This is a genomic window from Flavobacterium aquidurense (assembly GCF_002217195.1).
Classification (GTDB): Bacteria; Bacteroidota; Bacteroidia; order Flavobacteriales; family Flavobacteriaceae; genus Flavobacterium; species Flavobacterium frigidimaris.
In genome coordinates this window covers 13,201-25,455 of the sequence record NZ_MUGR01000046.1, presented here as the reverse complement: position 1 = coordinate 25,455, position 12,255 = coordinate 13,201, and the positions used below count along the sequence as shown (strand labels likewise).

Genomic DNA, 12,255 nt, shown 5'->3' with positions numbered 1-12,255 from the left:
ATGCAAAATCTACCTAAAAAAGTAAGAAGTAAAAAGTTAAGTACAAGAGTTGATTTAACCGCAATGATAAGTGTTTCTTTCCTATTGATCATCTTTTTTATGGTCGTTGGCGAATTAGCAAAACCAAAAGTTTTAGAATATGGAATGTCGGGTTGTGATGATTGCGGCGAATATTTTAGCTGTAGGCATATAGACGAAAACCGTCTATTGACAATATTACTAGACGAAAATGACGAAATAGTAACTTACTCAGGACTAGTAAATTTCCCAATTGAAACCCCAAAAAAAGTGAATTATAGTAAAAATGGGATTCGAAAAGAATTAGTTAGCAGAAGCAAAATTGTCCTTGAATATTCTAAAAGCTTAGGAAAACCTAAAAATGGCTTAATTGTAATTATTAAACCAAGCCAAAAATCTAATTATGGAAATCTAGTTAATATTTTAGATGAAATGAAGATACTAAACATTCAGAATTACAGTATTCTAAATGAATTTACTCCTGAAGAAGAAAAATTATTAGCTACAAGATAATATCTTTTAATAACGACTGCCCTAGCCCTGATTGAAGTGGAAATCCTTTTTATTTTTTCCTTTAAAAAATAAAAAGATTGAAGCGGAAAGCAGGAAATAGCTCCTGAAAAAAATGAATTTCAATAGCAAAATTTCAAATTCCAATTCATGAAAAGTTGTCGACTTCGCTCGAACTGACAACCTTGCATTGTAATACAAAATTGTTCTTTTTCTCGCGGTCATTAAATCAAAAATCCGTTTTTATCCGTGTTTTAGCTTGCGAATCTGTGTCATCCGCGTACCATCTCGCAAAGAAAATCAAAAACAAAGACCACAAAAAAAAGTCCCACATTGCTGTGGGACTTTCTATTTAGAGGAAACTAAGAATTATTTTTTCTCAGTTTTTTCCATTTTAGCTTTCAATGCAGCCAATACATCATTGCTATCTCCTAAAGTTGCAGCTGGTGCATTTGTAGAAGAGTTAGATGAAGTATTTTCAGTTGCAGTTTTCACATTTTTCTCTTCTTCTTCACGGAAGATAGCAGTGTGAGAAGCAACTACTCTTTTGAATTCTTTGTTGAATTCGATTACTTTGAAATCAGCAGTATCACCTTTTTTCAATTTCTTTCCGTCTTCTTTTTCAAGGTGACGAGTAGGAATGAAAGCAACGATATCATCTCCGAATTCTACAGTAGCTCCTTTGTCAACGATTTCAGAAATTTCACCATTGTGGATAGTTCCTACAGCGAAAGAATCTTCGTATTGATCCCAAGGATTAGCAGTAGTTTGTTTGTGACCTAAAGATAATTTACGTCCTTCAACATCTAATTCTAATACTACTACATCAAGTTTCTCACCAACATTTACAAATTCAGATGGGTGTTTGATTTTCTTAGTCCAAGATAAGTCAGAGATGTAAATTAATCCATCAATTCCTTCTTCTAATTCTACGAAAATACCAAAGTTTGTAAAGTTTCTAACGATACCTGTATGTTTAGAACCTACTGGGTATTTAGAAGTAATGTCAGTCCATGGATCTTGAGTCAATTGTTTGATACCTAATGACATTTTACGGTCATCTCTATCTAAAGTTAAGATAACAGCCTCAACAACATCTCCAACTTTTACGAAATCCTGAGCAGAACGTAAATGAGTTGACCATGACATTTCAGAAACGTGGATTAAACCTTCAACACCTTCAGCAACTTCGATAAATGCACCGTAATCAGCGATTACAACTACTTTACCTTTTACTTTATCACCAATGTTTAAATTAGCATCTAAAGCATCCCATGGGTGAGCGTTTAATTGTTTCAATCCTAATTGAATTCTTGTTTTCTCATCATCGAAATCAAGGATTACAACGTTTAATTTTTGGTCTAATTCAAGAACTTCACTTGGGTGGTTGATTCTACTCCAAGAAAGGTCAGTAATGTGAATTAATCCATCAACACCACCTAAGTCAATGAACACACCATAAGAAGTAATATTTTTAACAACACCTTCTAATACTTGTCCTTTTTGTAATTGACCGATGATTTCTTTTTTCTGTACTTCGATATCAGCTTCGATAAGCGCTTTATGAGATACAACAACGTTTTTGAATTCGTGGTTAATTTTTACCACTTTGAATTCCATCATTTTGTTTACGTATACATCGTAGTCTCTAATTGGCTTAACGTCAATTTGAGAACCAGGTAAGAAAGCTTCAATTCCGAAAACGTCAACGATCATACCACCTTTAGTTCTGCATTTTACAAAACCATTAACGATTTCTCCTGTTTCGTTTGCAGAAATAACTCTATCCCAAGATTTGATAGTACGTGCTTTTCTGTGAGATAATACTAACTGACCTGTTTTGTCCTCACGGATGTCGATTAATACTTCTACTTTGTCACCTACTTTTAAGTTTGGGTTGTAACGGAATTCGTTTAAAGAAATAACACCTTCCGATTTTGCATTGATATCAACGATAACGTCTCTATCTGTAATTCTAACAACTACACCTTCAACTACTTCTTCTTGGTCTGTAGCGATGAAAGTTTTTGATACTAAGTCTTCGAATTCTTGTAAGTTTTTCTCATCTACTGCATCGATACCTTCTTCGAAGTTATGCCAGTTAAAATTTGCTAAAAACTCTTCTTGTGATTTTAATTGTTCAGACATGCTGATAAAAAATTTGTATTCTGCTTTTCTTGAGTTTCATAAAGCGATAGAAAAAACAGAAGTTGTTTTACATAAATAGTTGATACCTAATGGAAACTCTTCTCTGCCAAAAGGTTTGCAAAATTAATACATTTATTTGTAATAGCAAAACAATTCGATATGATTATCAGCCTATTGTTCAGGAGCAGCAAATTTAAGGGTTTTTAATACCTTAAGTCCCGCTTTCAGTCCTATCTTTTATGGTGAACCCCACCATAAAAGGATATCCACTTTATCGGGGCTATATTAGAAGGTTTTTAGATTTTCATAAGATCTTATTACTAACAAACCCGACAGGTTTTTAAAACCTGTCGGGTTTACTATCAGCAACTATCTTTGCCAAAATTTTAACTATTTTTCACTCTACCTTCAAACTTTGCTTTCACAAAAGATATTATTTCTTCAAAGTTTTCTGAACCAACTTCAATTTCACTTAAAATTAAAGGTTCGTAATCTTTAGTTATCAATATCAAATTATTCTCTTTGACAATATAGTCCATGAATTCTGACCATTGAATAAGATTAAAATGATCGCCAGAAGTTGCTATTAATGCATTTTCTGTAAATTCTAAATTCATATATTTCACATAATGAAAATCATTAATTTCTTTTACTTTAACATTTTCCATTCTTTTATAAAAAGATCTTATTTTGAAATAATAATAAACAAAAGAAATAAGATTAGATAGTCCGAAAAACACAAAAACATAACCGATTCCAAATACATTAGGTCGATTATAAATCATAGCAATACCAATAAAAGCTAACAATATACCAAAATATTGCGAATTTTTATAATAAGCTATTTTGTCTTTCCAGGCCAAATCAAACAATAAATCCATTTGACTATTATAAATATCTTTATCGAAATGTAACTCAAATTTCATTTTTAACACATTTATTTTACCCAAAGCCAATTTATATAATAAATTGCATTATAGTACTCAAATTCAATATAAAAATCAAATCTTTACTTCTACGTTAAGATAATGACATTCAAGAAATAGCAAAGATATCGGTGCTGTTATTGAAAAAGTCAGCGTCATTTTGAATGCCATGAAATAAACTTCCAGTAAATAAAAATCCCGTTTTCAATACAATTGAAAACGGGATTTTAAATATATAATAAGTTGTTAATGACTTAAATTCTCAATTTCCTTTGGATCGTGTTTATGCTTGAACAAAACCGCAAAAGCAATAGCGATAATCAAAGCATATGCTGCAAATGATAACCAGATGTTATGCCAGTCTTTCATCAGGATTTCACTGCCAAAAATACCATCAGCAGAAACTGTATTGCCATGGCTTTTTACAAAATCTAACATTTTAGAATTTGTACTGTCTGTCTGCAAAAAACCGGCTAATTCAGTTGTGTTATGAAACGATTTTGTAAAGAAACGATCAATCGCCCAACCCGACGTTAAACTTCCTAAAACAGCCCCTACTCCATTCGTCATCATCATGAATAACCCTTGCGCTGATGAACGAATTTTAGAATCAGTATTGCTTTCTACAAATAACGAACCTGAAATATTGAAGAAATCAAATGCCATTCCGTACACAATACAAGACATAATAATCATCCATAAACCTCCCACAGGATCTCCAAAAGCAAATAATCCAAAACGTAAAACCCAGGCCAGCATACTAATCAGCATTACTTGTTTGATTCCAAAACGTCTTAAGAAAAACGGTATTGCCAAAATAAACAAGGTTTCAGAAACCTGAGAGATCGACATAATAATAGTCGAATATTGAATTACAAAAGAATCTGCATATTTAGGAAAATGCTTGAATTCATCCAGAAAAACATCACCGTAAGCATTTGTTAATTGCAAGGCACCTCCTAAAAACATAGAAAACACAAAAAACAAAGCCATTTTATAATTTCCGAATAGCTTAAAAGCTTCCAGACCTAAAGTCTCTGTTAATGTAGCGTCTTCTTTTGTCAATCGCTGTGGCTCACATTTTGGCAATGTAAAAGCATAAACACCAAGAATTAAAGCGCCAACTCCGGCGATATAAAACTGATATTCTGTCGCTTTACTTCCACTCAAATTAGTAATCCACATAGCGGCAATAAAACCTATGGTTCCCCAAACCCGAATTGGCGGAAAATCTTTTACGATGTTTTTATTATTTAATTTTAATGACGTATACGAAATTGAATTACTGAGTGCAATTGTTGGCATATAACAACACATTGCGGCAAACATTACATATATAAAATTATCAGGCGTGGTAACTTGTGCGATTCCAAATAAAACCAATGCATAAACGATATGTAAAAAACCATATAATTTCTCAGCGTTTATCCATCTATCTGCAATAATTCCGGTAAGAGTGGGCATAAATAAAGATGCAATTCCCATAGTTCCAAAAACAAGACCAAATTGGGTGCCTTCCCAATTTTTCGTTCCAAACCAATAATTTCCAATTGTTATAAGCCAGGCTCCCCAAACAAAAAATTGAAGAAAGCTCATTATAATCAACCTGTTTTTAATTCCCATATGATGAAATTGTCTTTTTAAATAAATGAAGCGGTAAAACTACCACTAAAAATGGTTTCTGCAAAAAATTAAACTGTTTTAACAACATCATTTATCAATTCTAAAACAGCTGAAAATTGCTCTTCTCTATTTAAGTAGGAATTATCTATTTCTATCGCGTCATCAGCAATCACCAAAGGAGAATCTTCGCGGTGTGTATCTATGTGATCTCTCTCGACTACGTTTTGCAAAACATCTTCATACGACACATTGTCACCTTTTTGCTGCAATTCATCAAAACGTCTTTGCGCACGGGTTTCAGCACTGGCAGTCATAAAGATTTTAAGCTCAGCGTTAGGAAAAACAACCGTTCCTATATCCCTACCATCCATAACTATCCCCTTGTTCTTCCCCATTTCCTGCTGCTGTTCTACTAATTTAGAACGCACTTCAGAAACTTCTGCTACTCTGCTCACAAAACTGGAAACTTCTATGGTTCTAATTTGTTTTTCAACATTCTCACCATTCAGGTACATTTCACCAAATCCCAGTTCAGCATTGAATTTAAATTCTAACTGAATTTTTGGTAATGCTTCAATCAGTGCTTTTTTATCAAAAAAATCAGTTCCTATGAACTGATTCTGCATTGCATAATGAGCAACTGCGCGGTACATTGCCCCGGTATCTACATAAACATATTCTAGCTCTTTCGCTAATTGTTTGGCCAAAGTGCTTTTTCCTGTTGATGAAAATCCATCAATAGCAACGGTAATTTTTTTCAAAATGGTAATTTTAAATTTTATTGATTTTCTATTATGTGAAGTTTTCTAATAATATATATCCAAAACGATATTTGACTTAGAAGTGTTTATTATTTTTTCGATTCTTTTGAAGAATTGCTCATTAACCATTGGGCATCCGTGACTATTGCTAATATAATAATCCTGCTCTTCATAAGGAACTGCAGAGTAATAATGCAAAACGATAGCTCTCGATAAGGCATTGTTATTGGTTTCGTCTAAACCACTTAATTTATATGCTTTACCAAAACCTCCTTTATAACATTTCCCTATAGCGTATCTGCCTAATGCTGTACAATTTGAATTTGGTGTATTGCTAAATCTCAGGCTTCCTTTTACTCCGGTTTCAGATCCGGAACCATGAGCAACAAGCCCTTGGTCAATTATTTTATTATTTACTAAATCATAAACAAAAAAACGATTTTTACCTGAAGGTATTCTCATATCAACAAAAAAAGCAATTTTAGTATTGTATTTAGGATCAATACTAATCATGTTTCTTATTTCACTTACTCTGGTATTCATTCTTTCTACTTCCAGAGTAGTCATCACTTCTTCTTTATAGTAGTGTTTTGAACCCGTTAAAAACCCTACAGTCACAAACAAAAACAAACTGATTATTTTCATATAACTATTGAAAATTTAAGATTAGACCAAAAAGACTTGTATTAACTGCCAATGTGTATCTTGAATACGAATAATTAAACTTTAATTTATTCATTTTTAAATCTAAACTTAATGAAACTATCTCATTACTTATTGATCTATAAATGTTGGTTTCTCCGCGAACAGGGTTCAAAAAAGAAATACTTCATTACTGTAAATTCTCTAAAGAAAATTTTCAATGCAAGGCACATATTCTAATTCTTTATAAAATCAACTGCAATTTCTAACGGCGATTTTTTTCTGTATTATCGAATACTTTGTAAACTGCGATTCAATATCATGAATTAACTGCGCCAAATTTACATTATTTTTTTTAATTATTTAGAAAAACTGTAAATCAATTACTTTGCTCAAAAAACCGTAACCCATTGTCGTTAAAACTATTAAGATCAAATATAATTCAACTTATGTTTTAACTAAATTGATAAAACTAACATTCCAAAGCTTAATTTAAAAGAGACAAACCAATCATATTGCCTGCTTTTGAACGGATTACTATATGGAAATAACGCAACTATAAAGATAAAATTATATAACGACAAAAAATAAAAAAATCTCAAATAAAAATTCCNNGGAATTTTTATTTGAGATTTAATTGAAATTTATTTCAACTGCTTAGCATTTTTAACACTCTGATCTGTTATCGCTAAAGCTAAAACTTCGCTCATTTCTTTTACGTAATGAAAAGTCAGGCCTTCTAAATACTCTGCTTTAATTTCATCAATATCACTTTTGTTTTCGTGACATAAAATAATCTCTTTAATATTAGCTCTTTTTGCTGCTAAGATTTTTTCTTTGATTCCGCCAACTGGTAATACTTTTCCTCGAAGAGTTATTTCACCAGTCATTGCCAAGCTTTTCTTTACTTTCTTTTGAGTTAATAACGAAACCAGGGAAGTCAACATCGCAATACCGGCACTTGGCCCGTCTTTTGGAGTTGCTCCTTCCGGAACGTGCAGGTGAATATTGTATTTCTGAAACAATTCTACACTTAAACCTAACTTTTTAGCATTGGCTTTAATATACTCTAAAGCAATTGTAGCTGATTCTTTCATCACATTACCAAGATTCCCGGTGATCGTCAATGAGCCTTTTCCTTCAGAAATTAAGGACTCAATAAACAAAATATCACCACCAACACTTGTCCAGGCTAAACCTGTGACAACTCCGGCAACATCATTATTTTCGTATTTATCTCGTTCTAATCTTGGCACACCCAAAACTTTAACGATATCTTCGTCAGTTACTTTTTTATTGTATTCCTCATCCATTGCGACTGATTTTGCAGCGTTACGAATAACCTGGGCAATTTTAGTTTCTAAGTTACGAACTCCGGATTCACGCGTGTATCCTTCTACGATTTTTTCTAATTGTTTTTTACCAATTGTCAAGTCCTTAGTCGTTAATCCGTGAGCCTCTAATTGCTTAGGAAAAAGATGTCTTTTGGCAATTTCAACTTTTTCTTCGATCGTATAACCTGACATTTTAATAACTTCCATTCTGTCACGCAACGCCGGCTGAATCGAAGACATATTATTTGATGTCGCAATAAACATTACTTTAGATAAATCATATCCCATTTCAAGGAAATTATCATAAAAAGCATTGTTTTGTTCCGGATCTAAAACTTCTAATAAGGCAGAAGAAGGATCTCCGCTGTTACCGCTGGAAAGTTTATCTATTTCGTCTAAAATAAATACAGGATTTGATGTTCCCGCTTTTTTCAAACTCTGAATAATACGACCTGGCATTGCACCGATATAGGTCTTTCTGTGTCCGCGAATTTCTGCTTCGTCACGTAAACCGCCTAATGAAATGCGTACATATTCACGTCCTAATGCTTCGGCAACTGAACGTCCAATCGAGGTTTTACCAACTCCCGGAGGTCCTGTTAAACATATTATTGGCGATTTCATATCGTTACGAAGTTTCAATACAGCCAAATGTTCGATCATTCTTTTCTTAACTTCTTCAAGTCCAAAATGATCTTTATCTAATATTTTTTGAGCATGTTTTAAATCAAATTTATCTTTAGAATATTCACCCCAAGGCAATTCTAAAAACAATTCTAAATAATTACGCTGAATTCCAAAATCAGGTGATTGCGGATTCATTCGACGCATTTTAGACAATTCTTTTTCGAAATGCTTTTGCGTTTTTTCGTCCCATTTTTTTGTTTTCGCTTTCAGTCCCATTTCGTCCATTTCTTCTTCCTGCGAAACGCCTCCCAATTCTTCCTGAATGGTTTTCATTTGCTGGTGTAAGAAATACTCACGCTGCTGCTGGTCTAAATCAAAACGTACTTTTGACTGAATGTCATTTTTCAATTCTAATTTTTGCAACTCCACGTTCATATAACGTAAGGTTTCAAGCGCTCTCTCTTTTAATCCGTTTATCGATAACAAACCTTGTTTTTCTTTTACCGATAAATTCATGTTAGAAGAAACAAAATTGATTAAAAACGATTGGCTTTCAATGTTTTTAATCGCAAAAGTAGCTTCTGAAGGAATGTTTGGACTTTCTTTTATGATTTGAATCGCTAATTCTTTTACAGAATCTAAAATAGCAGTAAATTCAGTATCATTTTCTTCCGGACGTTCTTCTGAAACCTCTTTGATCGTTGCTGTGATATACGGATCTTCTGAAGTAACTTCGTCAATTTCGAAACGTTTTTTTCCTTGCAAAATAACCGTAACATTTCCGTCAGGCATTTTTAAAACGCGCAGGATTCTTGCTACAGTTCCAATTTTATGTATATCATCTTTTGAAGGATCTTCGTCTTCCTCATTAATTTGAGAAACAACTCCAATTATTTTTCCTCCTGCATTGGCATCATTAATTAGCTTTATTGATTTATCTCTTCCCGCTGAAATCGGAATAACAACTCCCGGAAATAAAACGGTATTACGTAAAGGTAAAATAGGTAACGAAAGCGGAAGCTCTTCATTGTTCATTTCCTCTTCGTCTTCTGGAGTTAATAATGGAATTAATTCTGCTTCAGAATCAAATTCCTGAAGTGACAGATTGTCAATAGTAAGTATTTTATGGTCTGACATAATAGTATATAAGTCGTTTTGTCATTAAATTTTTAATCGTAACTTAAAACCTAATCTTAGTTATAGTACATTTAGGTAAAACTACACCAAGTCTTTCGTTTATAAGATAGGCGGTAAAAATAGACAATCATTATGCCAAAAGCAAAAAAGAAAGTTTTGAAATCAAACTGAGAGAATCATTACCTAAGATAATTATAGTCTTAAAAAAAATACAATTATTTTTTTTAAAAGTGTAACAAATCAAAAAAAGCACTGTCCTTATATAAAACTAGCAATCATTACTTGAATATAACTAACCAAAATATCGAAGAATTAATCGCGCTTTGTAAAGAAAACAATCAGAAAGCACAATTCGAAGTTTACAATCGTTACTGTAAAGCCATGTACAATGTGGCCTACCGTATTGTAAAAGATGAACATTTTGCACAAGACGTCATGCAAGAAGGTTTCCTTAAGGCTTTTACAAAAATAAATGACTATAAACAAGAAGTCGCTTTTGGAGCATGGTTAAAGAAAATAATTGTCAATTATAGTATTGACTTTTATAAGAAGAATAATGCTTTTCAGGTCGAAGATTTGAGCAAAACATTATATAAAATAGAAGAAAACGAAGGTTTCTTTTCTGAAAACATAGATTTGAATTCGCTTAAAGTGAAACAAGTTTTAGATTCAATTTTAAGTTTGAAAGATAATTACCGAATGGTATTAACGCTCTTTTATATTGAAGGTTATGATCAGGAAGAAATTTGCGAAATTTTAAATATAAGTTATGCTAATTGCCGGACAACATTAAGTAGGGCAAAAGAAAGTTTACGAAAAAAAATAGAGGAGATATGATATTGCCGAAAATAAAAAGTTTGTGCGCACAAACCAATAAAAAAGCAACAACACCTTCGCCGCTTAAAAATAAATTTTAGATATATGAAAAAGGAAAATGACGATTTAGATCAATTATTTGAAAAATTTGAGAATCAATGGGATGTAAAAAGAATGAATGCTGACCATCAGGTTGACTTCTTAAATAAATTAAACAAAAGACAACCAAAGAAAAAGAATCACGCTGTTTGGGCAATCGCTGCATCAATTGTGGTATTGCTTGGGATATCTCTGTTCTATAACAACACAGAGAAACCCACAGAATTTAAGTTTGCATCAAAAGAAACTCAACGAACCGATTCGATATTCAGTATTTTAATTGACAATGAGCTAGTTAAATTAAAAGAAAAAAGTTCGCCGGAAAATGAACAAATTATAAATGACGCTTTAAAACAAATGAAAGTTTTTGATGCTGATTATGCAAAAATCATAAAAGAAGTTCAGAAAAATGGCGAAAACAAGCAAATTATTTACGCTATGATCAGCAACCTGCAAACCCGAATCTCCTTTTTGCAAACGGTATTGCAGCGCATTGAAGAAAATGAAAAATTTAAAAATACTACTCATGAAAAAACACTATAACATACTAGTCTTATTTCTTTTGATTCCTTTATTAGGATTTTCAAATGATGACAGCTTTATTTCTAAACAAAAAAACATTAAAAAAACTTATATCGTCAATTCAAATGCAGGAATTGATATCGATAACAAATACGGAAACATAACTGTAAGTACCTGGGATGAGGATAAAATCGATCTTGACATCACCATAAAGGTTTCCGGCGGGAATGAAAACTGGGTCAACGAAAGATTAAACAGCATTGATGTTAACATTACCGCTCTTAAGTCTTTAGTTGCTGCCGTTACAAATCTTGGCAGCTCATCCGTAAAAAGCAGAGGAAGCAGCAATAGTTTTGAAATTAATTACGTAATAAAAATCCCAAAAAACGGCACCGTAAAACTCAACAATAAATACGGGAATATTACCACTCTTACTTTAGAATCTACCACTGATATTTCTTGTAAATATGGCAAGATTATATTGGGTAAACTTAATGGTGACAGCAATAGAGTCGAAATTGGATACAGTCAGAACTCTACTATCGAGTACATTAAAAGCGGAAACATTGAAGCGCGCTATTCAGGAATAAAAATTAATGAATCCGGAAATTTAAATATTGACGCAAATTATACTGACGTATCATTGCTGGAAGGCCAGAATATTAAATGCAAAGGAAATTATGGTACTTTCAAATTTCAAAAAATAAATTCACTTGTTGGGAGCAGTAATTACGTAACTATATCAATTGCAGAAATTTCCAGCAACCTGAATATCGACGCTACTTATTCTAAAATAAATGTGGAATCGCTTAATGAAAAACCAAAGAATGTTAACATTAATACAGGATATACCAACATATCCTTGGGATACAACACCAACTTTGCTTTTGATTTTGATATTAACACCAGATATGGAAGTATAAAAAGTGATAGTTCCCTGGAGGTTTCTGTTAGTGAAATTAAAAATAATGCGAAAAGATTAAGCGGTTACAACAAGAAAAAAGGACAAAGTAAAGTCATTGTTAATTCTAATTATGGTAATGTCATACTAACCAAAAGACAGTAGTTTCAAAAATCAGTCAAAAATAATAA

10 protein-coding genes are annotated in these 12,255 nt (G+C 32.4%); 4 read left to right on the top strand and 6 right to left on the bottom strand.

The window, feature by feature from the left end; translation table 11 throughout:
- Complete coding sequence (locus B0A67_RS21265) at positions 1–531, top strand: ExbD/TolR family protein (protein ID WP_072964478.1); 531 nt, start codon at positions 1–3, stop codon at positions 529–531.
- A gap of 366 nt (positions 532–897) precedes the next feature.
- On the opposite strand, the gene rpsA is transcribed toward B0A67_RS21265, so the two are convergent.
- The 6 genes from rpsA to lon all read right to left on the bottom strand — a co-directional run bounded on the left by rpsA (position 898) and on the right by lon (position 9,726).
- On the bottom strand, positions 898–2,676 hold the full coding sequence (gene rpsA, locus B0A67_RS21255; RefSeq protein ID WP_072964480.1) for a 30S ribosomal protein S1: 1,779 nt from the start codon (positions 2,674–2,676) through the stop codon (positions 898–900).
- Between the two features lie 386 nt (positions 2,677–3,062).
- Positions 3,063–3,602 (bottom strand): hypothetical protein, encoded by a 540-nt coding sequence (locus B0A67_RS21250; protein ID WP_123887450.1) that lies wholly within the window; start codon positions 3,600–3,602, stop codon positions 3,063–3,065.
- Positions 3,603–3,848: 246 nt separating this feature from the next.
- Positions 3,849–5,225 carry a nucleoside permease gene (locus B0A67_RS21245; protein ID WP_072964482.1) on the bottom strand — a complete coding sequence of 459 codons (1,377 nt, stop codon included), beginning with the start codon at positions 5,223–5,225 and terminating at the stop codon, positions 3,849–3,851.
- Between the two features lie 68 nt (positions 5,226–5,293).
- Positions 5,294–5,986: a (d)CMP kinase gene (gene cmk, locus B0A67_RS21240; protein WP_072964483.1), complete on the bottom strand. Its 693-nt coding sequence runs from the start codon at positions 5,984–5,986 to the stop codon at positions 5,294–5,296.
- Positions 5,987–6,031: 45 nt separating this feature from the next.
- The gene (locus B0A67_RS21235) at positions 6,032–6,631 is read right to left on the bottom strand and encodes a murein L,D-transpeptidase catalytic domain-containing protein (protein ID WP_072964484.1); all 600 of its coding nucleotides are present in this window, start codon (positions 6,629–6,631) and stop codon (positions 6,032–6,034) included.
- Between the two features lie 641 nt (positions 6,632–7,272).
- Positions 7,273–9,726, bottom strand: a complete 2,454-nt coding sequence (gene lon / locus B0A67_RS21230) for an endopeptidase La (RefSeq protein WP_072964485.1) — start codon at positions 9,724–9,726, stop codon at positions 7,273–7,275.
- Between the two features lie 282 nt (positions 9,727–10,008).
- Between lon and B0A67_RS21225 the strand changes: the two genes are divergently transcribed.
- The 3 genes from B0A67_RS21225 (at position 10,009) to B0A67_RS21215 (ending at position 12,229) form a co-directional block, all read left to right on the top strand.
- Positions 10,009–10,563, top strand: a complete 555-nt coding sequence (locus B0A67_RS21225) for an RNA polymerase sigma factor (RefSeq protein ID WP_072964486.1) — start codon at positions 10,009–10,011, stop codon at positions 10,561–10,563.
- Positions 10,564–10,647: 84 nt separating this feature from the next.
- Positions 10,648–11,184, top strand: coding sequence for an anti-sigma factor (locus tag B0A67_RS21220; RefSeq protein ID WP_072964487.1), 537 nt, complete (start codon positions 10,648–10,650; stop codon positions 11,182–11,184).
- Complete coding sequence (locus B0A67_RS21215; protein WP_072964500.1) at positions 11,168–12,229, top strand: DUF4097 family beta strand repeat-containing protein; 1,062 nt, start codon at positions 11,168–11,170, stop codon at positions 12,227–12,229. The genes B0A67_RS21220 and B0A67_RS21215 overlap by 17 nt, the downstream gene beginning before the upstream one ends.
- Positions 12,230–12,255 lie beyond the last annotated feature (26 nt).

Coding starts and splice junctions, on each gene's coding strand:
- B0A67_RS21265 (WP_072964478.1), top strand. CDS start 1: ATGCAAAATCTACCTAAAAAAGTAAGAAGTAAAAAGTTAAGTACAAGA.
- rpsA (WP_072964480.1), bottom strand. CDS start 2,676: ATGTCTGAACAATTAAAATCACAAGAAGAGTTTTTAGCAAATTTTAAC.
- B0A67_RS21250 (WP_123887450.1), bottom strand. CDS start 3,602: ATGAAATTTGAGTTACATTTCGATAAAGATATTTATAATAGTCAAATG.
- B0A67_RS21245 (WP_072964482.1), bottom strand. CDS start 5,225: ATGGGAATTAAAAACAGGTTGATTATAATGAGCTTTCTTCAATTTTTT.
- B0A67_RS21235 (WP_072964484.1), bottom strand. CDS start 6,631: ATGAAAATAATCAGTTTGTTTTTGTTTGTGACTGTAGGGTTTTTAACG.
- lon (WP_072964485.1), bottom strand. CDS start 9,726: ATGTCAGACCATAAAATACTTACTATTGACAATCTGTCACTTCAGGAA.
- B0A67_RS21220 (WP_072964487.1), top strand. CDS start 10,648: ATGAAAAAGGAAAATGACGATTTAGATCAATTATTTGAAAAATTTGAG.
- B0A67_RS21215 (WP_072964500.1), top strand. CDS start 11,168: ATGAAAAAACACTATAACATACTAGTCTTATTTCTTTTGATTCCTTTA.